This is a genomic window from Pseudomonas hygromyciniae, from assembly GCF_016925675.1.
Lineage (GTDB): Bacteria > Pseudomonadota > Gammaproteobacteria > Pseudomonadales > Pseudomonadaceae > Aquipseudomonas > Aquipseudomonas hygromyciniae.
Genome location: NZ_CP070506.1, coordinates 865,177 through 889,197, shown reverse-complemented (window position 1 = coordinate 889,197; position 24,021 = coordinate 865,177). Strand labels below are relative to the sequence as shown.

General features: G+C 58.5%; 19 protein-coding genes and 2 tRNA genes. 7 read left to right on the top strand and 14 right to left on the bottom strand.

Annotated features, from left to right (window positions below):
• Positions 1-34 precede the first annotated feature (34 nt).
• From JTY93_RS28860 to JTY93_RS03710, 7 genes are all read left to right on the top strand, one after another.
• Positions 35-343, top strand: a complete 309-nt coding sequence (locus JTY93_RS28860) for a transposase (RefSeq protein WP_012723623.1) — start codon at positions 35-37, stop codon at positions 341-343.
• The gene (locus JTY93_RS03735; RefSeq protein WP_311136238.1) at positions 340-1,182 is read left to right on the top strand and encodes an IS3 family transposase; all 843 of its coding nucleotides are present in this window, start codon (positions 340-342) and stop codon (positions 1,180-1,182) included. Before JTY93_RS28860 ends, JTY93_RS03735 begins: the two co-directional genes overlap by 4 nt.
• A gap of 280 nt (positions 1,183-1,462) precedes the next feature.
• The gene (gene pgi / locus JTY93_RS03730) at positions 1,463-3,127 is read left to right on the top strand and encodes a glucose-6-phosphate isomerase (RefSeq protein ID WP_159906453.1); all 1,665 of its coding nucleotides are present in this window, start codon (positions 1,463-1,465) and stop codon (positions 3,125-3,127) included.
• Between the two features lie 98 nt (positions 3,128-3,225).
• A complete protein-coding gene (acs, locus tag JTY93_RS03725) occupies positions 3,226-5,163 on the top strand; it encodes an acetate--CoA ligase (RefSeq protein ID WP_205476629.1) in 1,938 nt (645 codons plus the stop codon).
• Positions 5,164-5,179: 16 nt separating this feature from the next.
• A complete protein-coding gene (locus JTY93_RS03720; protein WP_205476628.1) occupies positions 5,180-6,049 on the top strand; it encodes an oxygenase MpaB family protein in 870 nt (289 codons plus the stop codon).
• Between the two features lie 170 nt (positions 6,050-6,219).
• A complete protein-coding gene (locus JTY93_RS03715) occupies positions 6,220-7,236 on the top strand; it encodes a class I SAM-dependent rRNA methyltransferase (protein WP_205476627.1) in 1,017 nt (338 codons plus the stop codon).
• Between the two features lie 106 nt (positions 7,237-7,342).
• Positions 7,343-10,276, top strand: a complete 2,934-nt coding sequence (locus JTY93_RS03710) for a DUF748 domain-containing protein (RefSeq protein WP_205476626.1) — start codon at positions 7,343-7,345, stop codon at positions 10,274-10,276.
• Positions 10,277-10,551: 275 nt separating this feature from the next.
• Here the strand turns inward: JTY93_RS03710 and JTY93_RS03705 are convergent, their stop codons facing one another.
• The 14 genes from JTY93_RS03705 to folP form a co-directional block, all read right to left on the bottom strand.
• Positions 10,552-11,172 (bottom strand): BON domain-containing protein, encoded by a 621-nt coding sequence (locus tag JTY93_RS03705; RefSeq protein ID WP_205476625.1) that lies wholly within the window; start codon positions 11,170-11,172, stop codon positions 10,552-10,554.
• A 296-nt stretch (positions 11,173-11,468) separates the two neighbouring features.
• Positions 11,469-13,574, bottom strand: coding sequence for a polyribonucleotide nucleotidyltransferase (gene pnp / locus JTY93_RS03700; protein ID WP_169995144.1), 2,106 nt, complete (start codon positions 13,572-13,574; stop codon positions 11,469-11,471).
• 194 nt (positions 13,575-13,768) lie between these two features.
• Positions 13,769-14,038, bottom strand: a complete 270-nt coding sequence (gene rpsO, locus JTY93_RS03695; RefSeq protein ID WP_003176135.1) for a 30S ribosomal protein S15 — start codon at positions 14,036-14,038, stop codon at positions 13,769-13,771.
• A gap of 115 nt (positions 14,039-14,153) precedes the next feature.
• Positions 14,154-15,071, bottom strand: coding sequence for a tRNA pseudouridine(55) synthase TruB (gene truB / locus JTY93_RS03690; protein WP_003176136.1), 918 nt, complete (start codon positions 15,069-15,071; stop codon positions 14,154-14,156).
• Between the two features lie 3 nt (positions 15,072-15,074).
• A complete protein-coding gene (gene rbfA, locus JTY93_RS03685) occupies positions 15,075-15,470 on the bottom strand; it encodes a 30S ribosome-binding factor RbfA (protein ID WP_029298974.1) in 396 nt (131 codons plus the stop codon).
• A 159-nt stretch (positions 15,471-15,629) separates the two neighbouring features.
• A complete protein-coding gene (infB, locus tag JTY93_RS03680) occupies positions 15,630-18,152 on the bottom strand; it encodes a translation initiation factor IF-2 (protein ID WP_205476624.1) in 2,523 nt (840 codons plus the stop codon).
• A gap of 27 nt (positions 18,153-18,179) precedes the next feature.
• A complete protein-coding gene (gene nusA, locus JTY93_RS03675; protein WP_169995148.1) occupies positions 18,180-19,661 on the bottom strand; it encodes a transcription termination factor NusA in 1,482 nt (493 codons plus the stop codon).
• A gap of 59 nt (positions 19,662-19,720) precedes the next feature.
• On the bottom strand, positions 19,721-20,179 hold the full coding sequence (gene rimP, locus JTY93_RS03670) for a ribosome maturation factor RimP (protein WP_169995150.1): 459 nt from the start codon (positions 20,177-20,179) through the stop codon (positions 19,721-19,723).
• Between the two features lie 140 nt (positions 20,180-20,319).
• Positions 20,320-20,396, bottom strand: a tRNA-Met gene (locus JTY93_RS03665).
• 96 nt (positions 20,397-20,492) lie between these two features.
• A tRNA-Leu gene (locus JTY93_RS03660) sits at positions 20,493-20,578 on the bottom strand.
• Between the two features lie 21 nt (positions 20,579-20,599).
• On the bottom strand, positions 20,600-20,983 hold the full coding sequence (secG, locus tag JTY93_RS03655) for a preprotein translocase subunit SecG (RefSeq protein ID WP_029298979.1): 384 nt from the start codon (positions 20,981-20,983) through the stop codon (positions 20,600-20,602).
• Positions 20,984-20,987: 4 nt separating this feature from the next.
• A complete protein-coding gene (tpiA, locus tag JTY93_RS03650) occupies positions 20,988-21,743 on the bottom strand; it encodes a triose-phosphate isomerase (RefSeq protein WP_205476623.1) in 756 nt (251 codons plus the stop codon).
• A 66-nt stretch (positions 21,744-21,809) separates the two neighbouring features.
• Entirely contained in the window at positions 21,810-23,147 is a 1,338-nt protein-coding gene (gene glmM, locus JTY93_RS03645; RefSeq protein ID WP_029298983.1) for a phosphoglucosamine mutase, read from the bottom strand.
• Positions 23,148-23,163: 16 nt separating this feature from the next.
• On the bottom strand, positions 23,164-24,015 hold the full coding sequence (gene folP, locus JTY93_RS03640) for a dihydropteroate synthase (protein ID WP_205476622.1): 852 nt from the start codon (positions 24,013-24,015) through the stop codon (positions 23,164-23,166).
• Positions 24,016-24,021: the final 6 nt, after the last annotated feature.

The following is a 24,021-nucleotide window of genomic DNA, read 5'->3' as shown; positions in this document are numbered from 1 at the left end:
AAGGGCGATATGATTCGCCCAACCAGGAGGTTCCATGCAAGAACGAAAGACCTACACCCGCGAGTTCAAGCAACGTGCTGCAAGCATGGTTCTTGATGATAACTGCTCAGTTCCTGACGTCTGTGCATCGATGGACGTTGGCCCTACGGCTCTGCGCCGCTGGGTTGATCAGGTTCGTAAAGAACGTCAGAAAGGGCAGCCAGTGGCAGGTACCAAAGCAATCAGCGACGAACAGCGAGAGCTTCAACAGCTGCGAGCCAAGGTCAAGCGCCTGGAGACCGAGGCTGAAATCTTAAAAAAGGCTACGGCTCTCTTGATGTCGGATCCCGATCGTTTTTCCTGATCGAGGAGCTGAGGGAGTCGAGCTCATATCCGACCCGTCTGCTTTGTAGTGCGCTGGGCGTTTCCCGCAGCGCGTTTTATGACTGGCTTAAGCGTCGCTCAGCGCCGAATGCCAAGCGTGACGCGCTCAGAGCAAAAGTCGTGCAACTGCATGTCGAAAGCCGGGGAAGTGCAGGCGCGCGGATGATCTCTCAGCACTTGAAGGCCCAGCAGATCAAGGTGGGACGGCATCTGGCCGGAAGACTCATGGCGGAGGCAAACCTGGCCAGCAGACAGCGCCGCCGCCATCAGTATCGCTCTAGAGGCGTCGAAGCATTTGTGGCCAAGAACCTGCTCGAGCGTAACTTCGAGCCAACCGCAATCAATCAGGTCTGGTGCGGCGACGTTACCAGCCTGATGGTTGGGAAGCGCTGGTATCACTTGGCAGCGGTCATTGATCTGTTCGCCCGTCGAATCGTTGGCTGGGCGTTTTCTCTGGTCAATGACGCCAACCTGGTTAGCAGAGCGCTGAGAATGGCGGTGGAGGTTCGAGGCAAACATGCAGGCTTGATGTTTCATTCGGATCAAGGCTGCCAATACACCAGCCAGCTCTTTCAGTCCGCACTGCTGGAGCATGGGATAGCGCAAAGCATGAGCCGTAGGGGGCAGTGCTGGGACAACGCGCCAACAGAGCGTTTCTTCGGGACACTCAAATCAGAGTGGGTGCCCACCAAGGGCTACACAACAGTTGAAGAAGCCAGGCAGGATATGACCAGCTTCTTCATGCGATACAACCGAATCAGGCTCCACAGCTACAACAACTACCTGTCGCCAATAGCCATGGAGCAGCAGTCGGCTTAATTACCGTAGTCGGTGTCCGGAAAAACTTGACCAGAACAAGCCCGCTCCCACACAAAGCGGCTCCCACAGTGGTTTTGTAGCCCCCCCTCAGGCCCCGGTATAAAAAAGTACCGGCCTCTGCACAGACAAAGCCAAGACATATCGACACGCTAGGTTTAATGTAATCGCCCGGCGTTATAGTTAGCGCTGTCTGGAACCCAACCCTTGATCCAAGACTGGACGTTCCGGGTTTAGAAGTGTCCTAAAGGCAGTCCCAGTAATAAAAAGGAAACCCGCAGCGATGGCGTATTACCGCACTCCTCATGACGTTACCGCTCTGCCCGCCTGGCAAGCGCTCAATCAACATCGCCAAGCCATGCAGGATTTCAGCATGCGCGACGCGTTCAATGCCGATCCCCAGCGCTTTACCCAATTCACTTTGAGCAGCTGCGGGCTGTTCCTCGATTACTCGAAAAACCTGATTACCCCTGAAACCCGCGACCTGCTGGTGGGCCTGGCCAACGAAGTCGATCTCAAAGGCGCGATCAAGGCGCTGTTCGACGGCGAGCCGGTCAACTCTTCGGAAGGTCGTCCGGCGCTGCACACTGCACTGCGCCGCCCGGTGGGCGACAAGCTGTCGGTCAACGGCACCAATATCATGCCCGACGTGCACAAGGTGCTGAACCAGATCACCGATCTGGTGGGGCGCATCCATGATGGGCTGTGGCGCGGCTACACCGAGAAGCCGATCACTGACGTGGTCAACATCGGTATCGGTGGTTCGTTCCTCGGCCCGGAGCTGGTCTCTGAAGCGCTGTTGTCCTACGCACACAAAGGCGTGCGCTGCCATTACCTGGCGAATATCGATGGCAGTGAGTTCCACGAACTGACCCAGAAGCTGCGCGCCGAGACCACACTGTTTATTGTCTCGTCGAAATCCTTCAACACCCTCGAAACCCTGAAAAACGCCCAGGCCGCCCGCGCCTGGTACCTGGCCCAGGGTGGCTCGGAAGCCGAGCTGTATCGCCATTTCATCGCCGTGTCGAGCAACAACGCGGCGGCCGTGGCCTTCGGTATCCGTGAAGAGAACATCTTCCCGATGTGGGACTGGGTCGGCGGCCGTTACTCGTTGTGGTCGGCCATCGGCTTGCCAATCGCCCTGGCTATCGGCATGTCCAACTTCAAGGAACTGCTGTCTGGCGCCTACTCCATGGACCAGCACTTCCAGAACGCCCCATTCGAGCAGAACATGCCCGTGCTGCTGGGCCTGCTGGGTGTGTGGTACGGCAACTTCTGGGGCGCGCAGAGCCATGCGATCCTGCCGTACGACCACTATCTGCGTAACATCACCAAGCACCTGCAACAGCTGGACATGGAATCCAACGGCAAAAGCGTGCGCCAGGACGGTAAACCGGTCGCAGTCGACACGGGCCCGGTGATCTGGGGCGGCGTGGGCTGCAACGGCCAGCACGCTTACCACCAGTTGCTGCACCAGGGCACCCAGTTGATCCCGGCCGACTTCATTGTGCCGATCGTCAGCTTCAACCCGGTCTCCGACCATCACCAGTGGCTGTATGCCAACTGCCTGTCCCAGAGCCAAGCGCTGATGCTCGGCAAGACCCGCAGCGAAGCCGAAGCCGAACTGCGTGACAAAGGCATGGCCGAGGAAGAAGTGCAGAAACTGGCGCCACACAAAGTGATTCCAGGCAACCGCCCGAGCAACACCCTGGTGGTCGAACGGATCAGCCCGCGTCGCTTGGGCGCACTGGTGGCGATGTATGAGCACAAGGTGTTCGTGCAGAGCGTCATCTGGGGCATCAACGCCTTTGACCAATGGGGCGTGGAGCTGGGCAAGGAACTGGGCAAGGGCGTCTACAACCGCCTGACAGGCGCTGAGGAAACCTCGGCCGAAGATGCCTCGACCCAGGGCCTGATCAACTACTTCCGTGGGCGTCACCGCGGTTGAAGTGATCGGCACTACAATCAGGGATTGAACCTGCATAAACGGCTCCTATAGGGAGCCGTTTATGCTCTTGTGGCCATAACAAGAATAAGGATCCCTGTATGTTCGATATCAGCCAGTTTCCCCATGCCGATGCCGTGCGCCGTTCGGCGCAACTCAGTCAAGCGGACTACCAGCGCCTCTATCGTCAATCCATCGAACACCCCGATACTTTCTGGGCCGAACAGGCCAAGGCCTTGCTCGACTGGATCACGCCCTGGCAGACCGTCCAACACTGCGATATCAACACCGGCGCCGCACAGTGGTTTGCCGGCGGCCAGTTAAACGTCAGCTACAACTGCATTGACCGACACCTGGCGCAACGTGCCGATCAGCCGGCCTTTATCTGGGAAGGCGACGATCCTGCAAACTCTTCCAAAATCACCTACCGCCAACTTCATCAACACGTCAGCCGCCTGGCCAATGTGCTGAAAAGCCGTGGGGTGAAGAAAGGCGATCGGGTGTGTATCTACATGCCGATGATTCCCGAGGCCGCCTACGCGATGCTGGCCTGTACGCGGATTGGCGCGGTGCACTCGGTGGTGTTTGGCGGGTTCTCACCGGACGCCTTGCGCGACCGCATTCTGGATGCCGACTGCCGCACGGTGATCACTGCCGATGAAGGCGTGCGCGGCGGCAGGCCCGTGGCGCTGAAACAGAATGTCGACAAGGCCTTGGCCAGTTGCCCAAATGTCACGACGGTACTTGTGGTGGAACGCACTGGCGCCGCCGTGGCCTGGACCGAGGGGCGCGACCTCAAGTATCAACAGGCCGTTGACGCGGTCAGCGGCGAATGCCCGCCCGAGCCGATGGATGCCGAAGACCCGCTGTTTATCCTCTATACATCCGGCAGTACCGGCAAGCCCAAGGGCGTGCTGCACACCACCGGCGGCTATCTGTTGCAAGCGGCGATGACCTTCAAGTACGTGCTCGATTATCGCGAGGGCGAAGTGTTCTGGTGCACCGCCGATGTCGGCTGGGTTACCGGCCACAGTTACATCGTGTACGGGCCTCTGGCCAATGGCGCTACCTCCCTGATGTTCGAGGGAGTACCGAGCTATCCGGACAGCTCGCGCTTCTGGCAAGTGATCGACAAACATCAGGTGAATATCTTCTACACCGCGCCCACCGCCCTGCGGGCCCTGATGCGTGAGGGCCATGGCCCGCTGGAGAGCACGTCCAGGGCCAGCCTGAGATTGCTCGGCAGTGTCGGCGAGCCGATCAACCCGGAGGCCTGGGAGTGGTATTTCAATGCCGTCGGCGAACAGCGCTGCCCGATTGTCGATACCTGGTGGCAGACCGAGACCGGCGGCATCATGCTCAGCCCGCTGGTCAGCGCCCAGCGCATCAAGCCTGGCTGTGCGACCCAGCCGATGTTTGGGGTACAGCCGGTCTTGCTCGACGAGCAGGGTAAGGAAATCAACGGCGCCGGCAGTGGCGTCCTGGCGATCAAAGCCAGCTGGCCGGGGCAGATCCGTAGCGTGTATGGCGACCCGCAGCGGATGGTCGACACCTACTTCAAGCCCTACCCCGGCTATTACTTTACCGGCGACGGCGCACGGCGCGACGAGGATGGCGACTATTGGATCACCGGGCGTATCGATGATGTGATCAACGTCTCCGGCCATCGCATCGGCACCGCCGAGGTGGAAAGCGCACTGGTGCTGCATGACAAGGTGGCCGAGGCCGCTGTCGTCGGCTATCCCCACGACCTCAAGGGCCAGGGCATCTATGCCTTTGTCACACCGATGAATGGCGTCGAGCCCAGCGATGAGCTGAAAAAGCACCTGCTGGAACTGGTCAGCAAGGAAATCGGTAGTTTCGCCAAGCCTGAGCTGATCCAATGGGCGCCGGCCTTACCCAAAACCCGCTCAGGCAAGATCATGCGGCGTATCCTGCGCAAGATCGCCTGCAACGAGCTGGACAGCCTGGGCGATACCTCGACCCTGGCCGATCCCAGTGTGGTCGACGGCCTGATCGACAAGCGCCTGAACCGATAGGACCCCCCAAACCGCCATGGAATTTTTGCGCAACCGTATCGAATCCCAGTTGATGAGCCTGACGGGCCTGTCCCTGGGCAACCTGGACCTGGAAAGCCCCAAGGGCGACCCAGGGCTGTTCGGGCCGGGCTCGGTAAGCTGGAAGGTCCATGGCGACTTCAGCAGCATGCTGATCGGTGGCATCAGCGCCTTGATGTTGCAGGCGCTGCACCCCTTGGCGTTGGCCGGCGTGTGGGACCATTCGAATTTTCGCCAGGACATGCTCGGGCGGTTGCGCCGCACTTCGCAGTTTATTTCCGGTACCACCTTTGGCTCACGCCGCGACGCGTTATGGCTGATCGAAAAGGTGCGCACCATCCACCTGCAAGTGGTCGGGCATGCACCTGACGGGCGTCCTTACGCGGCCAGCGATCCCGAATTGCTGACCTGGGTCCACGTCGCCGAAGTCAGCAGCTTTCTCGCGGCGCACCTGCGCTACAAAAACCCGGATTTATCGCCCAGGGATCAGGACCGCTACTACAGCGAAATAGCCCTGGTCGCCGAACAGCTGGGCGCTCGGCATGTGCCGCGCTCACGGCAGGAAATTTCGGATTATCTGCAGCGAATTCGTCCACAACTGCTGTGTGACGAGCGCAGCCGCGAAGTACTGCGCCTGCTGCTCAATGCCCCGGCACCCAGCACCCTGGCCAAGCCGTTCGGCGCGCTGATGATGCAAGCGGGTATCGATCTGCTTCCGGACTGGGCCAACGACATGCTTGGCCAACAACAAAGCCCGCTGCAGCGCCAACTGATTCGCGCCGGGGTCAGGCGCAGCGCGCCACTACTACGCTGGGCGATGCGCAATGGCTCGGTGCAGCGCGCCCACAGGCGCATGGGCCTTTTGTAACACCCCACCTTGGAGCTCGCTTGCCAGCGAAAATCGTCAACGCTGACGCAATACGCCTGAAGAAACGCGGCGATATTGAGTTTTTCGCGGGCAAGCCCGCTCCTACAAAAGCCGGGACCCACGGGAGCTGTTAAACTTGCGCGCTTCAATTCCCCAGCAAGGCGCGCTCCATGTCGTCCCTGAATCAGGCGCTGCGCGCCGCCCTCGATCACCGCCAAGACCTGCTCGCCGAGCTACATGCCCAAGGTACCGATTGCTATCGGCTGTTCCATGGCAGCCAGGAAGGCGCCGGCGGCTTGACCATCGACCGCTACGGCCCGCAATTGATGGTGCAAAGCTTCCACCAGTCCCTGGACGGCGATGCGCTGCTGCAATTGCACCTTATGATCAACCAATTCCTCGGGCTGGAATTGCTGCTGGTCTACAACGACCGATCCCGAGGCAACTCGCGTATCGACCGTGAAGACACGGTGTACCGCGCCGAACCCGCAGCCCTGGAAGACTTGGTTGGCCATGAATGGGGCCTGAACTATCGCGTGCGCGGTCGCCACCCGGGGCAAGACCCGCTGCTGTTCCTGGACCTGCGCAACACCCGCGGCTGGGTCAAGGCCCACAGTGCCGGCAAAAGCGTGCTCAACCTGTTTGCCTACACCTGCGGCGTGGGCCTCAGCGCGGCGGCCGGTGGGGCCCGCGAAGTGTGCAACCTGGACTTTGCCGAGGGTAACCTGGCAGTCGGTCGCGAAAACGGCGAGTTGAACCCACAACTGCCCCCCATGACGTTTGTACAGTCCGATTACTTCCCGGCAATCCGTCAACTGGCCGGGCTGCCGATCACCCAGCGTCGCGGGCAAAAACTGCCGAGCTACCCGCGCCTGGAACAACGTCAATATGACCTGGTGTTGCTCGACCCTCCGGCGTGGGCCAAGAGCGCCTTTGGAACCGTGGACCTGTTGCGTGACTACCAAAGCCTGCTCAAGCCGGCATTGCTGGCCACTGCGGACAATGGCGTACTGATCTGCTGCAACAACCTGGCAAAAGTCAGCATGGACGACTGGCGCGAGCAGGTTTTGCGCTGCGCTGAAAAGGCCGGCCGGCCTGTACGCGACTGGAAAGTGATGACACCCGGCGCTGACTTTCCCTCACAAGACCAACAGCCCCCACTCAAGACCCTGATTCTGCAACTGTAGGATTGTCCTGAAAGGTCTGGCCTGGCGTAATAAAGGTGCGGTTCTTCGGAACCGCAAACCCGTGCCATACTCCAAGGCACTCCGATTGATATAGATGGCGTCACACATGCCCAAAGGATTGATTCGCGCCGCAGGCGCCTTGCTGACCGCCCTTGCACTCTACAGCTTGCTGGGCTTCCTGATTCTGCCCGGTATTGCGCTTCGCGTGGCCAACCAGCAGTTGGCCAACTACGCCACGGTACCGGCCCGTATCGAGCGTATCGAGCTCAACCCGTTCAGCCTGGAGCTGACCCTCTGGGGCCTGAAAATCGGCGAGCCCGGCAAAGAGCAAGTGGGTTTTGAGCGTCTCTACGCCAACCTGCAGATCGACAGCCTCTGGACACGCGCCCTGCACCTGGCCGATGTGCAACTGGACAAGCCCAAGACCGAAATCCTCTTCGACAAAGCCGGCACGCTCAACCTGGCGCAACTGTTCAAAGTGCCGCCGAGCGAGCCGACCCCCGATGACCCCGACAGCAAACCGTTCCCGCTACGTATCGAACGCATCAAGCTGGCCGAAGGCTACGTGCACTTTGAAGACGTGCGCCCCAGCGAGCCTATCGAGTTCCTCTACGACAAACTCGACTTTGAGCTGAAAAACCTCAGCACCCTGCCCGAAGACAATGCCGACATGACCCTGGTCGCTGCCGGCCCCGAAGGCGGCAAGATCGACTGGACCGGCAATTTCAGCCTGGTGCCGGTCGCGTCCGAAGGTAAGCTCAAGGTCACCGATGGCAAAATGAAGGTCTGGTGGCCCTACGTACGGGACGCCCTGCCTCTGGTCCTGGAAGACGGCATCCTCAACTTCAGTACCGACTACAAGCTGAACCTGGCCAAAGAAACCGAACTGAACCTGACCAACCTCTCCGCGAGCATCGCGCCGTTCGCAATCAAGGCCCCGGATGGGCGGCCACTGGCGCGCCTGGAACGCCTGGATGTCAGCGAAACCTCGATCGACCTGGCCAAGCAGCAAGTGGTCGTAGGCAAGGTCCGCAGTAACAAACTCGAAACCTGGGCCGCCCGTGAAGCCGACGGCCAACTGGACTGGCAGAAACTGTTCGCCAGTCAGCCAAGCAAGCCGGCCACCAAGCCTGAGCCAGCAACGGCCCCCGCCACCGCCGACTCGCCCAAACCCGCACCGGCAGCTCCGAGCAAGCCTTGGCAAGTACTGCTCAAGGATGTGCAACTGCGCAACTACCAGGTGCACTTGGCCGATCGCCAGGTAAAACCCGCTGTGGCGCTAGAACTGGGCCCGCTGAATGTCGATGTACAAGACTTCGACAGCCTCAATCAAAGCCCCTTCACATTGAAGATCGACAGTGGCCTGGGCAAGCAGGGCAAGATCCAGGCAAGCGGCCAGGTCAACCTGAACCCAGTCAGCGCCAAGTTGAAAGTCGACACCAAGGATATCGACCTGCGGGTCGCCCAATCCTATATCAGCCCCTTTATCCGCCTGGAACTGCGTAGCGGCATGCTGGGCAGCAACCTCGATGTGAACCTCAAGAGTACCGAGCCCCTCGCGCTGCAGATCACCGGCCGTGCGCAAGTGGATCAACTGCACACCCTCGACACCCTCAAGACTCGCGACTTTCTCAAGTGGCAGCGCCTGGTGGTCGAAGGCTTGAACTACCAGCACGGCAACAGCCTGTCGATCGACAAGATCAACCTGCTGCAACCCTATGCGCGCTTTATGATCAACGATGATCGCACCACCAACGTCGACGACCTGCTGATCCCGCAACCGGCCGACAGCGGTGCCAAATCAGCCGCCAAATCCAGCGCGAGCAACGAAAAGCCCCTGGGCATCCGGATCGGCCAGATCGCGATCAACGATGGCTCGGCAAACTTTGCCGACTTCAGCCTTACGCCGAACTTCGCCACGGCGATCCAGCAGCTCAATGGACAGATCGGCACCATCGACAGCCGCCAGGCCAAGCCGGCCAGTGTCGATATCAAGGGTAAGGTCGACCGCTATGCGCCTGTGACCATCAAGGGCAGCGTGAACCCGTTTGACCCGATGGCCGCGCTGGATATCGCCACCAGCTTCAAACGCGTCGAGCTGACCACCCTGACACCGTATTCCGGCAAGTTCGCCGGGTTCCGCATCCGCAAAGGCCGGCTCAACCTGGATCTGCACTACGTGATCACCAAGGGCCAGTTGAAGGCCGAGAACAAGGTGGTAGTGGAGCAACTGCAGCTGGGTGAGAAGGTCGACAGCGCGGATGCAGTAGACCTGCCGATCCGCTTGGCAATCGCCCTGCTCAAGGACTCCGACGGCAAGATCTCCATCGAGTTGCCAGTGACCGGCGACTTGAACAACCCGCAATTCAGCGTGATGCCGATTGTCTGGCAAACCTTGCGCAACCTGGTAGTGCGTGCGGCGACGGCACCGTTCAAGTTTATTGGCGGGCTGGTAACCGGTGGTGGCGCGCAGGACCTGGGCAACGTGTCGTTCGCCGCAGGCTCCAGCGCACTGAGCAAGGACGCCGAGTCGGCCCTGGACAGCCTTGCGAAGGCCCTCAAGGAGCGCCCTGCGCTGCGCCTGGAGATCGAGGGCACCGCGGCAGCCAGCAGCGACGGTCCGTTCCTGGCGGCCGAGCGGCTTGAGCGCGAGTATCAGTACAACTACTACAAGATTCTCCAGCGTCGTGGCGACAAAGTCCCAGCCCAGGCGTCGTTGCTTGTAGTACCTGAGAAGGAAAAAGCCCCGCTGCTCGAAGGCATCTATCGCACCCGCTTGAAGCAGCAGCCACCGGCTGAGTGGAAAGACCTGGGCAGCGATGAGCGCTCGGCGAAGCTGCGCGACGGCGTGATCAAGTTCTGGAGCGGCAGCGACGTGCTGCTACGCCAACTGGGCCAGGACCGTGCCAGTACTATCAAGGACTATCTGGTCGACAAGGGCCAGTTGGAAGATGACCGGGTGTACTTCATTGATGCCAACCTGGGGCAGGCCGAGAAAGATGGCCGGGTTGTCACACCCATGCATCTGGATGCCGAGTAACTACCAGGCACCAGAGATCTGAATGTGGGAGCTGACTTGCCTGCGATGGCGGTGTATCAGCAGCAAATAGGCTGGCTGAACCACCGCTATCGCAGGCAAGCCAGCTCCCACATTTGCTCTCCATAATCTGCAACCCACAATAAAACGGGCCCCGACACAAGTGCCGGGGCCCGTAGTGACCACATCCCTGTGGTCGGTCGCATGAACCTGTAAGGTGCATCGAGCGGATATCTGCCTCGCTCTCGGCCGCCTGGGTCCAGTCGAGCTGTTACGCGTTACTCTGCTTTCAGGCCGTCGGCCGATACAGCTTTAACGCCCTTGATTTTCTTGGTGATATTCACCGCAGTGGTTTTCTGCGCTTCAGTCACAGCGACCGAAGAGGACAGGGAAACCACGCCCTTGTTGGTTTCGACTTTGATGTCGGTACCAGGAATGCCTTTCTCGGTTACCAGGTCAGCTTTCACCTTGGTGGTGATCCAAGTATCCGAAGTGGTCTCTTTGGCGCCTGCTGCTGCGCTTTTGGTTTTGTCGATGTTGTCTGCCTTGGTAGCGCCGCCAGCCAGCAGGCCGTCAGCAGAAACTGCGGTTACACCTTTGATTTTCTTGGTGATCGCTACTGCGGTTGCTTTCTGCGAATCCGAAATAGCTACAGTCGACGACAGGGAAACCACACCTTTGTTGGTTTCAACCTTGATGTCCGAACCAGGAATGCCTTTTTCGGTCAGCAGATCAGACTTAACTTTGGTGGTAATCCAAGTATCCGAAACACTTTCTTTTGCCTTGGTGGCTTCACCAGCCGCCAGGGTCATTGGAGCTTGGGAAGTCTGGGCAAAGGCCACGTTAGCACCCATGGCCAGGGTCAGAGCGGTAGCAGTAGCGAGAGCGAACTTCTTCATACGAGTAACTCCTGTTTTATTGAAAGTCTGCAGTGTGTGAACCTTGATGCTGCAGCGTTAACAGGAATATTGCAGGCAGTGTGCCAAGTCTAAACACTAAAATAAATCCTTATAAAACAACAAGTTAACAAAATTCGACTTTTTCGGAATCGTGCAACTTGCATGAAGACCTTCAAGCCTGCATGCAAGTTGCGGCTTTTGCCCTTGGCTAAACGGCTGATTTACCGTCACTTTCCCAAAGCCATAAAAAAAGGACTCCGAAGAGTCCTCTTTTTCAGCGTGAAGCCTGGGAGTAATTAAACGCCCGAAGCCTTGGCTGCTGCTACGTCCTTGATGGACAGCTTGATACGGCCGCGGTTGTCCACGTCCAGTACCAGCACTTCCACTTCCTGGCCTTCTTTCAGGATGTCGGTCACTTTCTCAACGCGAGCGTCGCTCAGCATAGAGATGTGAACCAGGCCATCCTTGCCAGGCAGGATGTTGACGAATGCGCCGAAGTCGACGATGCGCTCAACCTTACCGACGTAGATCTTGCCGATCTCGGCTTCCGCGGTGATACCCAGTACGCGCTGACGTGCTGCTTCAGCCGCTTCCTTGGTTTCGCCGAAGATCTTGATCGAACCGTCGTCTTCGATATCGATCGAGGCCTTGGTTTCTTCACAGATCGCACGGATGGTCGCGCCGCCTTTACCGATAACATCACGGATTTTGTCGGTGTCGATTTTCATCGCGATCATGGTCGGAGCATTTTCCGACAGCTCGGTGCGGGACTGACCAATGATCTGGTTCATCTGGCCGAGGATGTTCAGGCGCGCTTCCAGGGCTTGGCCCAGGGCGATCTCCATGATCTCTTCGGTGATGCCTTTGATCTTGATGTCCATCTGCAGCGCGGTCACACCTTTGGCGGTACCGGCTACTTTGAAGTCCATGTCGCCCAGGTGGTCTTCGTCACCCAGGATGTCGGTCAGGACGGCGAACTTCTCGCCTTCTTTAACCAGACCCATGGCGATACCGGCAACCGGCGCCTTCATCGGCACACCAGCGTCCATCAGAGCCAGGGAAGCACCGCAAACGGAAGCCATGGAGCTGGAACCGTTGGACTCGGTGATTTCCGACACAACACGGATGGTGTATGGGAACACGTCAGCGGCAGGCAGCATGGCCTGGACCGAACGACGGGCCAGACGGCCGTGACCGATTTCGCGACGACCAGCACCACCCATGCGACCACACTCGCCCACCGAGAACGGCGGGAAGTTGTAGTGCAGCATGAACGGGTCTTTTTTCTCGCCTTCCAGGGTGTCCAGCAGTTGTGCGTCACGGGCGGTGCCCAGGGTCGCGACTACCAGAGCCTGGGTTTCACCACGGGTGAACAGAGCCGAACCGTGAGTCTTCGGCAGGACGCCGACTTCGATGTTCAGCGGGCGCACGGTGCGGGTGTCACGGCCGTCGATACGTGGCTTGCCGTTAACGATGTTTTCGCGAACGGTGCGGTATTCGATTTCGCCGAATGCAGCCTTGACTTCGCTGGAGGAAGGTTGGCCTTCTTCACCGGACAACTTGGCAACAACCTGGTCCTTCAACTCACCCAGGCGAGCATAACGGTCGGCCTTGATGGTGATGGTATAGGCGTCGGAGATCTGTGCGCCGAACTCGGAGCGGATAGCGCCCAGCAGTTCGGTGGCTTCTGGCTGAGGAGCCCAGGTCCAGGTCGGCTTGGCGGCTTCGGCAGCCAGTTCTTTAACGGCGTTGATCACAACCTGGAACTCGTCGTGAGCAAACAGCACGGCGCCCAGCATCTGGTCTTCGGTCAGCTCTTTGGCTTCCGATTCAACCATCAACACGGCTTCCGAGGTACCGGCAACGACCATGTCCAGGCTCGAAGCTTTCAGTTGCTCGTAAGTCGGGTTCAGCAGGTAGCCGGTGCTTTCGTGGAACGCAACACGAGCTGCGCCGATCGGGCCATCGAACGGAATGCCGGAGATGGCCAGGGCAGCCGAGGTACCGATCATCGCAGCGACGTCCGGATCGGTTTTCTTGCTGGTGGACAGAACGGTGCAGACAACCTGCACTTCGTTCATGAAGCCTTCTGGGAACAGCGGACGGATCGGACGGTCGATCAGTCGGGAAGTCAGGGTTTCCTTCTCGGAAGGACGGCCTTCACGCTTGAAGAAACCGCCAGGGATCTTACCGGCAGCGTAAGTCTTTTCCTGGTAGTGAACAGACAGAGGGAAGAAACCCTTGCCTGGATCGGCTTGCTTGGCACCAACGACGGTCACCAATACGCTGACGTCGTCGTCAACGGTGACCAGCACTGCGCCGGAGGCCTGACGGGCGATACGGCCTGTCTCGAGGGTAACGGTCGACTGACCGAACTGGAATTTTTTGATTACCGGGTTCACGGTGTCCTACCTTCTTTGTGGCTCTTGGGGAACTTGTCTTCTTGCGAAATTCTTGGGCAATGTCGGGAATCGGCCCAACCCTTGTCCTGGGTAAAACGTGTATCCAGATAAAACTTGAGGCTGGGAGCCTGCCATGGGCCAGCGGGAATCCCACTGACACACGGCAAACAACCAACCTCTAGCGCAATCGCTGATTAGCGACGCAGACCCAGGCGACCGATCAGAGCCTGATAACGACCCAGATCCTTGCCTTTCAGGTAGTCCAGCAGCTTACGACGCTGGTTTACCATGCGGATCAGACCACGACGGGAGTGGTGATCTTTACCGTTGGCCTTGAAGTGACCTTGCAGCTTGTTGATGTTGTGGGTCAGCAGTGCAACTTGCACTTCTGGCGAACCAGTGTCACCAACAGCTTGCTGATAGTCAGCTACGATTTGTGCTTTTTCTTGAACGTCGAGAGCCATGAGGCAATCCTTTTTTCAGGAAACCACCCAAAGGGCAGTTTCAACAGGCCAGGGACAAATCCCTGTATCTAAAAATGAGTGTTGACCGTGCCTGTTAACAGCCACACTCGTTCGGTCATTCTGACCGAATCAGCCGACGCGGCGCGATGCGCCCGTCTTCGCTCACTTCACCGATACCGATAAAGCGACCGTTGTGATCTTGTACCCGCACCATGCCGAACTTCGGCGCATCCGGAGCGCGTACCGGTTGGCCGTTAAGCCAGTAGAACGCGCTGTGCTCCGAGAAGTGCAGCAATGGCCAATCCAGCAAACCGCTGTCCGATGGCATCAAGAAGCGATCAACTGCTTCGTTGCCGCCTTCGGCATGCACGGCTTCCAACTCTTCCAGCGTGACCGTCTGGGCCAAGGTGAAAGGACCTGCCTGGGTGCGTCGCAGTTCTGCAACGTACGCGCCGCAACCGAGCTGTTCACCAATATCTTCCACTAGGGTACGGATATAGGTGCCTTTGCTGCAGTCCACGGCCAAACGGGCAGTGTCGCCTTCACAGGCGAGCAATTCCAAGCGCGCAATAGTAACAGAACGCGGTTCACGCTCCACTACTTCGCCCGCACGTGCCAGCTTGTAAAGAGGCTGGCCATCACGCTTGAGAGCCGAGTACATCGGCGGTATCTGACTGATTTGCCCACGAAAAGCGGGTAAGGCGGCCTCAATATCTGCACGACCAACGGTCACGTCGCGAACCTGCAGAACATCACCTTCGGCATCAGCTGTGGTGGTGGTCTTGCCCAGTTGCATCAGGGTTTCGTAACCCTTGTCCGAATCGAGCAGGTATTGGGAGAACTTGGTAGCCTCGCCAAAGCACAATGGCAATACGCCAGTCGCCAAGGGATCGAGGCTACCGGTGTGCCCGGCCTTCTCGGCATTGAGCAGCCAGCGGACCTTCTGCAAAGCGGCATTGGAGGTAAAGCCAATGGGCTTGTCGAGCAGGATGATGCCGCTGACGTTACGACGGATACGTTTGACCTGAGCCACCGCTTACTCCTTGGCGTCTTCAGGTGTGGACGGATGCTGATTGTCTTCAGCCACTGCACGCTCGATCAGGGCCGACAGATGCGCACCACGCACGACGCTTTCGTCGTAGTGGAAGTGCAATTGGGGCACGCTACGCAGCTTCATCTCGCGGGCCAACTGCATACGCAGGAAACCTGCGGCGGAGTTGAGCACCTTGATGCTTTGTGCGATCTCTTCGCTATTGTCCTGGCCCATCACGGTGATGAAGATCTTCGCGTGACCGACGTCACGGCTCACTTCAACAGCAGTGATGGTGACCAGGCCAACGCGCGGGTCTTTGACTTCGCGACGGATCAGTTGGGCCAGCTCGCGCTGCATCTGATCGCCGATACGTTGGGTACGGCTGTATTCTTTTGCCATGTCTTGTTACCTGTTACTGCCACACGGTGAAATCCGTGGGGTCTGAAAGCGGCAAACGCCCGGCCTGACAAAAGTCAGACCGGGCGTTGCGTTTAGAGTCCGGACACAGCGCGGGGCATTTGCATGCCCACACGCGGCGTGGCTCCTGAAGTGCGCGAGTTAGAGGCTGCGAGCAACCTGGACCTTCTCGTAAACTTCGATCTTGTCGCCAGGCTTGACGTCGTTGTAGCTCTTGACGCCAATACCGCATTCCATGCCGGCACGTACTTCAGAAGCGTCATCCTTGAAGCGGCGCAGGGATTCCAGCTCGCCTTCGAAGATAACGATGTCTTCACGCAGTACACGGATTGGACGGTTACGGTGCACAGTACCTTCGATAACCATGCAACCGGCGATCGCGCCGAACTTCGGCGAACGGAACACGTCACGAACTTCGGCGATACCCAGGATATTTTCCCGGACGTCACTGCCAAGCATGCCGGTGAGGGCCTTCTTGACGTCTTCGATGATGTCGTAGATGACGTTGTAGTAACGCATGTCCAGGCCTTCCTGCTCGACGATCTTCCGTGCGCCAGCATCGGCACGCACGTTGAAGCCGAACAGTACAGCGTTGGAAGCCAGTGCCAGGTTGGCGTCGGACTCGGTGATACCACCGACACCGCCACCGACAACACGCACTTGCACTTCGTCGTTACCCAGGCCGTTCAAGGCGCCGTTCAACGCTTCGAGGGAACCACGGACGTCAGATTTGAGGACGATGTTGAGCGTCTTCTTCTCTGCCTGGCCCATGTTCTCGAAGATGTTTTCCAGCTTGCCGGCGTGAGCACGGGCCAGTTTGACTTCGCGGAACTTGCCTTGACGGAACAGAGCCACTTCACGGGCTTTCTTCTCGTCCGACAGAACGCTCATCTCGTCGCCAGCGTCCGGGGTACCGTCCAGGCCGAGGATCTCGACAGGGATGGATGGACCCGCTTCCTTGATTGGCTTGCCGTTCTCGTCGAGCATGGCACGTACACGGCCATAGTTCGAACCGACCAGCACCATGTCGCCTTGGCGCAGGGTACCGTCTTGAACCAGAACGGTAGCAACCGGGCCACGACCTTTGTCGAGACGCGATTCAACCACAACACCACGACCCGGGGCCGATGGGGTTGCTTTGAGTTCCAGGACTTCGGCTTGCAGCAGAACAGCTTCGAGCAGTTCGTCTACGCCAGTACCGACCTTCGCCGAAACCGAAACGAACGGCGTATCACCGCCCCACTCTTCGGAAGTCACACCGTGAACCGACAGTTCGCTACGGATGCGATCAAGATCAGCGCCCGGCTTGTCGATTTTGTTCACGGCAACAACCAGTGGAACACCAGCGGCCTTGGCGTGCTGGACAGCTTCAATGGTCTGCGGCATTACGCCGTCGTCCGCTGCAACTACCAGGATCACGATGTCGGTCGCCTTGGCACCACGGGCACGCATTGCGGTAAACGCGGCGTGACCTGGGGTGTCAAGGAAGGTGACCATGCCGCGCTCGGTTTCAACGTGGTATGCACCGATGTGCTGGGTGATACCACCGGCTTCGCCGGCAGCTACCTTGGCACGACGGATGTAGTCGAGCAGCGAGGTCTTACCATGGTCAACGTGGCCCATTACGGTCACGACTGGCGCACGGGAGAAGGTCTCGCCTTCAAACTTAAGGGACTCGGCCAGGGAGTCTTCCAGGGCGGTGTCGCTGACCAGGGTCACTTTGTGGCCCAGTTCTTCGGCTACCAGTTGAGCAGTTTCCTGGTCAAGCACCTGGTTGATGGTCGCTGGAGTACCCAGTTTGAACATGAACTTGATGATTTCAGCAGCCTTGACCGACATCTGATTGGCCAAATCGCCAACCGTGATGGTCTCACCGATCTGCACATCACGCACGACAGGGCCGGTTGGGCTCTGGAAACCGTGGGCGTTGCGTTTCTTCAGCTTGGCCTTGCCGCGACCACCGCGACGGAAGCCATCGCTTTCTTCGTCGGTAGTACGTGGCGCAACGCGTGGAGCAGGCGCTTTCTCTTTGACCGAGGCACGATGCGGAGCGTTTTTACGCTCGCCATCGCCACCACCACTGCGACGATTGTTATCGTCGGCACGTGGCTTGTCCGGACGACGAGGTTCGTCGCGCTTGCGAGCGTCAGCAGCAGGTGCTGGCGCAGCGGCAACCGGAGCAGCCTCACGCACAGCTTCAACAGGCGCTGCAGGAGCGGCGACTGCATCAGTAGCGGATTGCGCAGCAGCAGGCTGGCGACGCGCTTCTTCTTCGGCGCGACGCTTGGCTTCTTCTTCAGCCTTCTGACGTGCAGCATTTTCTACTGCGCGACGTTCGTCCATCTCGCGTTTGCGCTCGGCTTCGATTTCTTCCGGGCTGCGCTGTACGAAGACTTTCTTCTTACGCACTTCAACGCTGATGCTCTTGCTACCAGCCACCCGCAGGGTGCTGGTTGTTTTGCGCTGCAATGTAATCTTGCGCGGTTCTTCCACTTTCGCCTTGTGGCTGCTTTTCAAGTGAGTCAGCAACGATTGCTTCTCACTGTCGCTCACATGTTCCTCGGCGGCGGTGTGCGGCAGACCTGCCTCACGCATCTGCTGCAACAGGCGCTCTACCGGTGTTTTGACCTCATCGGCCAGTTGTTTCACCGTGACTTGCGTCATGCACTTCTCTCCTCAGGCCGCGCCTAATTACTCGAACCAATGGGCTCGGGCGGCCATGATCAACTTGCCGGCACGATCATCGTCAATGCCGTCGATGTCGAGCAGGTCGTCAATAGACTGCTCGGCCAGGTCTTCGCGGGTAACTACGCCGCGCACCGCCAGTTCCATCGCCAAATCCTTGTCCATACCCTCAAGCGAGAGCAGGTCTTCGGCCGGATGGGCGTCTGCCAGCTTTTCCTCAGTAGCGATGGCTTTAGTCAACAAACGATCCTTGGCCCGAGCGCGAAGCTCGTTGACGGTGTCTTCGTCAAAGCCATCGATGTTGAGCATTTCCTCCACCGGTACGTAGGCAATCTCTTCCAGGCTGGTGAAGCCTTCATCTACCAGCACCTGTGCCAGGTCTTCGTCGACTTCCAACTCGTCGATGAAGTTGCGCAGGATATCGCCGGTTTCTGCTTGCTGCTTAGCCTGGATGTCCGATTCGGTCATGACGTTCAGGGTCCAGCCAGTCAACTGGCTGGCCAGACGCACGTTCTGACCACCACGACCGATGGCCTGGGCCAGATTGTCTGCGCCAACGGCGATGTCCATTGCATGGGCATCTTCGTCAACAATAATTGCCGCAACTTCGGCCGGGGACATGGCGTTGATCACGAACTGCGCAGGGTTATCGTCCCACAGCACGATATCCACGCGCTCACCGCCCAATTCGCCCGACACTGCCTGGACGCGCGAACCGCGCATACCAATGCAAGCGCCTTGCGGGTCGATGCGTTTGTCCTTGGAGCGGACCGCGATCTTGGCACGCGAACCCGGGTCGCGGGACGCAGCCATGACTTCGATCAGGCCTTCGGCAATTTCCGGCACTTCGATACGGAACAGCTCGATCAACATTTCTGGCGCAGTACGCGACAGGATCAGTTGAGGGCCACGGTTCTCAGTGCGGATTTCCTTGAGCAGCGCACGCAAACGCACGCCAACACGGAAGGTTTCGCGGGAAATGATGTCTTCACGGGCCAGCAACGCTTCTGCGTTGTTACCCAGGTCGACGATCACGTTGTCGCGGGTCACTTTTTTCACGGTGCCGGAGATGATTTCCCCCAGGCGCTCGCGATAGGCGTCAACAACTTGGGCGCGCTCGGCTTCGCGGACCTTTTGCACGATGACTTGCTTGGCAGTCTGTGCAGCGATGCGGCCGAACTCGATGGACTCGATCTTTTCCTCGACGACGTCACCAACCTGGGCACCAGGATGCGTTTGCGCAACCTTGCTTGGCCAGGTTTCGATGGCCGGATCATCAAGATCGGCTTCTTCGACGACCGTCCAGCGACGGAAAGTCTCATAGGCTCCGGTGTGGCGGTTGATTTCCACACGCAGATCAACTTCGTCTTCAAACCGCTTTTTGGTAGCAGTGGCCAGGGCCAGCTCCAGCGCTTCAAAAATCACGTTTGCCGGTACGCCCTTTTCATTGGATACCGACTCAACAACCAGCAGTACTTCTTTGCTCATCGTACGCCTCGCCTTTCGCAAGCCATTGGATCCGCGGGATCCGCAGTTTCTGGCACGTCTCAGTCAAAACTGGGAATAATGTTGGCCTTGTCGATCATATCGATCGGCAACAGGAACTCGTGGTCTTCTACCTGCACCACTACATCCTGTTCTTCTACACCGCGCAGAAGGCCCTGAAAGTTGCGTCGCCCTTCGAAAGGAGATCGCAGCTTGATCTTCACTTGTTCACCGGCATATTTAGCAAACTGCTCAATAGTGAACAGTGGGCGTTCCATGCCTGGCGAGGAAACTTCGAGGGTGTATTCAACGGCGATCGGATCTTCAACATCCAGGACACCGCTGATCTGACGGCTGACGATGGCACAATCGTCCACCAGCACACCGCCCTCTTTATCGATATAAACGCGCAACATTGAGTGGCGACCTTGAGCCGAAAACTCAACACCCCAGCATTCATAGCCTAGGGCCACGACCACCGGGGCCAGCAAGGCCTGCAACTCTTCTAGCTTGCTCGACACCTGAACCCCCTCGTGCATGTATGTGCATGCTGTGCAAAATAAAAAAATGGGCGAAACGCCCATCCTTGAAACGCCGTCGAACAGCGGCGTTGAAAGTGTCCAGCTAACAAAAAGCCCCTTAAAAGGGGCTCCGCTAAAACTGGTTGCGGGGGCCGGATTTGAACCGACGACCTTCGGGTTATGAGCCCGACGAGCTACCAGACTGCTCCACCCCGCGACAAAGCTGGGGCGGAAGTATACGACCGATCCCTTACAGGGTCAATGTAACCTTCCACCTACAAGAAAGCCCGCAACAGCGGGCTCTCCTGATAATTGGTACCGAGAAGGGGACTCGAACCCCTACACCCTATGGGCACAACCACCTCAAGGTTGCGTGTCTACCAATTCCACCACCTCGGCAATACAGCGTTTACAACCTTCTTACTTCTGCTCTTGAGCTGGAGGCACGTCAGTCGCTGGAGTAGCCGACTTTTGCTCTTGAAGCACCGGGACATCATCAGAAGCCGGTTTTGCTTTTGGAACTTCCAACACTGCTGGATCTGGCAAACCTGCTTGAGTCAGCACATGAGCTTTCTCTTTAGCAAAGTAACCTAACCCCAGGCTGGTTATGAAGAAACCGGCGGCAAGTATAGCAGTAAACTTACTAAGAAAGGTAGAGGAACCTTGGCTTCCGAACACAGTATTTGAAGCACCTGCCCCGAAAGACGCACCAGCGTCCGCACCTTTACCCTGTTGCAGCAATACCAGGGCAACAACGCCCAGTGCACCCAACAGATGAAAAACGACTACGACTGTTTCCAGCATTTTCTCAGTTTCCCGCGGCGCGACAAATCGCACCGAACTCATCTGCATTCAGGGAAGCTCCACCAATGAGCCCCCCATCGATATCCGGCATGCCGAACAGTTCGACCGCATTGGCCGCCTTCACGCTGCCGCCGTATAGAAGCCGCACACCTTGCGCGACCTCAGAATTCTCTGCCGCCAACTGCGCGCGGATGGCTGCGTGCACATCCTGCGCCTGTTGCGGTGTAGCAGTCAGCCCGGTGCCAATGGCCCAGACCGGCTCGTAAGCAATCACTGCCTTTGCAAAGGCACCGACACCCAGCTCCTCGATGATACTGCCAAGCTGACGCGAGACAACTTCAAGAGTTTTACCCGATTCACGCTGCTCGAGGGTCTCCCCTATGCACAACACTGGAATCAGGCCACAAGCCTGTGCCGCTGCGAACTTGCGATTGAGTGTCCCATCACGCTCGCCCATCATCTGACGGCGCTCGGAGTGCCCAACGAGCACATAGGAACAACCCGCATCAACCAGCTGACTCGGTGCAATCTCACCGGTCAACGCACCCTGCATGGCTTCTACTGCGGAGTTCTGTGCGCCGATCTGGATCGACTTGCCTTTCAAGCCATCAACCACTTGGTTGATATGCAAGCAAGGCGGGAATACCGCAATATCGACACCGCTCGGCAGGGCCAAGTGACGAAGGCCATTGACCAGCTCAGCGACACTGGCGCGGGTACCGTGCATCTTCCAGTTACCAGCTACCATAGTGCGACGCATGCTGTACCTCGTCGGTCAAAGTGGGCGCAGATGTTACCCAACCGCATCAACACTGGCAAGCCGAATTCAGGCGCAAACTTCAGTTACCAGTTTTGCCAGCTCTTCGGCGTAGCCGCGAACCTGTGTTTCGTCATCACCTTCGACCATGACACGCACCAAAGGCTCGGTCCCCGACTTGCGCAACAAGACCCGGCCACGGCCCGCCATCGCGACGGTAACGCGCTCACAGGCTTCCTTGATCGCCGGATGCTCGATAGGGTTTTCACCCCCCGAGAAACGCACATTGAGCAGCACCTGAGGACACTTGCGCAGCGCCTGACGCGCCTGGGCCAGGCTTTCCTCACGGCGACGCAAGGCAAGCAGTACCTGCAACGCGGCGATGATCGCATCACCGGTGGTGGTGTGCTGGAAGCACACGACATGCCCCGAGTTCTCGCCACCGACCACCCAGTTGCGCTCCAGCAGCTCGGCAATCACGTAGCGGTCGCCAACATTGGCGCGCACAAACGGAATCCCCAGGTCTGCCAGGGCCAACTCCAGCCCCAGGTTACTCATCAAGGTACCGACGACGCCGCCTTGCAGCTTGTTACGCTCATGCAGGTCACGAGCGATTATAAACAACAGGTCGTCACCGTCGACGATGGCGCCGGTATGATCGACCATCAGCACGCGGTCACCGTCGCCATCAAAGGCAATACCCAGGTCCGCGTGTTCAGCCAATACCGCCGCCTGCAATTGCCCCATGTGGGTAGAACCGCAGTTATCGTTGATGTTCAGGCCGTTGGGCTGGGCCGACAGTACTGTGACCTCGGCGCCCAATTCCTTGAATACGCTGGGAGCAACCTTGTAGGTCGCACCATGGGCGCAGTCGATGACCACCTTGAGCCCGGCAAAATTGGTGCTGGTAGGCACGCTGCTTTTGCAAAATTCGATATAACGACCCGAAGCGTCGTTGATCCGCGAAACCTTGCCCAGCTTGCTCGACTCGACGACCGTCATTGGCGCATCCAGCAGCTCTTCAATCATGTGCTCGATCTCGTCCGGCAGCTTGGTGCCCTGGCCCGAGAAAAACTTGATGCCGTTGTCATCATGGGGATTGTGCGAAGCGCTGATCACAATCCCAGCCTCAGCGTGAAAGGTACGCGTGAGGTAAGCGATCGCCGGCGTAGGCATCGGCCCCAGCAACATCACGTCAGCCCCGGCAGCGGAAAGACCCGCTTCCAGCGCAGACTCGAACATGTAACCAGAGATCCGAGTGTCCTTGCCGACCAGGATGCGACATGCCCCCATGCTGCGGAAGGCCATCCCGGCCGCCCAGCCCAGTTTGAGCATGAAATCCGGAGTGATCGGGAACTCGCCGACCCGACCACGAATACCGTCGGTGCCAAAATATTTCTTTGTCATAAGTGCTCCATCATTCTTATTCGGCTGATTCTACCGCTTCGATCATCCGCACTACGTCAACAGTCTCGGCCACATCGTGCACCCGCAGAATGCGCGCGCCCTTGGCAACGGCCAAAGCCGCCAGGGCCAGCCCGCCATGCAGGCGCTCGCCCACGGGACGATTCAAGGCCATGCCTATCATGCTCTTGCGCGACACCCCAACCAACAGGGGACGACCAAGGGCATGCAGCGATTGCATATGTTTGAACAGGCTCAAGTTGTGCTGCAGGGTTTTGGCAAAACCAAACCCGGGGTCGAGAATGATCCGCTCAGGCGCAATCCCCGCAGCGGCGCATTGGGCAATGCGAGCTGCAAGAAATTCCGTCACTTCTTCAACAAGGTTGTCGTAGTGCGGGGCGTCCTGCATCGTCCCGGGCTCGCCGAGCATATGCATCAGGCAGACAGGCAGCCCAGTGGCCGCAGCAGCATCCAGCGCGCCGTCACGCTGCAACGAGCGCACGTCGTTGATCAACCCAGCCCCAAGCCGCGCGGTTTCGCGCATGACGGCAGGGGTCGAGGTGTCTACCGAAATGATTACATCCAGTTCGCGATGGATTCGCTCGACAATCGGCGCAACACGCTCCATCTCCTCCAATGGGGAAACAGCGCGCGCTCCTGGCCGAGTCGATTCGCCACCCACATCAATCAGAGTCGCACCGGCAGCTACCATCGCTGCTGCATGGCGCAATGCCGCATCCAGCTGACTGAAGCGGCCACCGTCGGAAAAGGAATCAGGGGTTACATTGAGAATGCCCATAACGTGAGTACGGGCCAAATCAAGAACCCGGCTGCCGCAAGGCAACCGGGTAGAGCGCAACGCAGAAGTCATTTCAAG

What these genes read in the sequence shown, in the direction of transcription:
- JTY93_RS28860 (WP_012723623.1), top strand. Translation starts at nt 35, where the DNA reads ATGCAAGAACGAAAGACCTACACCCGCGAGTTCAAGCAACGTGCTGCA.
- pgi (WP_159906453.1), top strand. Translation starts at nt 1,463, where the DNA reads ATGGCGTATTACCGCACTCCTCATGACGTTACCGCTCTGCCCGCCTGG.
- acs (WP_205476629.1), top strand. Translation starts at nt 3,226, where the DNA reads ATGTTCGATATCAGCCAGTTTCCCCATGCCGATGCCGTGCGCCGTTCG.
- JTY93_RS03720 (WP_205476628.1), top strand. Translation starts at nt 5,180, where the DNA reads ATGGAATTTTTGCGCAACCGTATCGAATCCCAGTTGATGAGCCTGACG.
- JTY93_RS03715 (WP_205476627.1), top strand. Translation starts at nt 6,220, where the DNA reads ATGTCGTCCCTGAATCAGGCGCTGCGCGCCGCCCTCGATCACCGCCAA.
- JTY93_RS03710 (WP_205476626.1), top strand. Translation starts at nt 7,343, where the DNA reads ATGCCCAAAGGATTGATTCGCGCCGCAGGCGCCTTGCTGACCGCCCTT.
- JTY93_RS03705 (WP_205476625.1), bottom strand. Translation starts at nt 11,172, where the DNA reads ATGAAGAAGTTCGCTCTCGCTACTGCTACCGCTCTGACCCTGGCCATG.
- rpsO (WP_003176135.1), bottom strand. Translation starts at nt 14,038, where the DNA reads ATGGCTCTCGACGTTCAAGAAAAAGCACAAATCGTAGCTGACTATCAG.
- rbfA (WP_029298974.1), bottom strand. Translation starts at nt 15,470, where the DNA reads ATGGCAAAAGAATACAGCCGTACCCAACGTATCGGCGATCAGATGCAG.
- infB (WP_205476624.1), bottom strand. Translation starts at nt 18,152, where the DNA reads ATGACGCAAGTCACGGTGAAACAACTGGCCGATGAGGTCAAAACACCG.
- nusA (WP_169995148.1), bottom strand. Translation starts at nt 19,661, where the DNA reads ATGAGCAAAGAAGTACTGCTGGTTGTTGAGTCGGTATCCAATGAAAAG.
- secG (WP_029298979.1), bottom strand. Translation starts at nt 20,983, where the DNA reads ATGCTGGAAACAGTCGTAGTCGTTTTTCATCTGTTGGGTGCACTGGGC.
- tpiA (WP_205476623.1), bottom strand. Translation starts at nt 21,743, where the DNA reads ATGCGTCGCACTATGGTAGCTGGTAACTGGAAGATGCACGGTACCCGC.
- glmM (WP_029298983.1), bottom strand. Translation starts at nt 23,147, where the DNA reads ATGACAAAGAAATATTTTGGCACCGACGGTATTCGTGGTCGGGTCGGC.
- folP (WP_205476622.1), bottom strand. Translation starts at nt 24,015, where the DNA reads ATGACTTCTGCGTTGCGCTCTACCCGGTTGCCTTGCGGCAGCCGGGTT.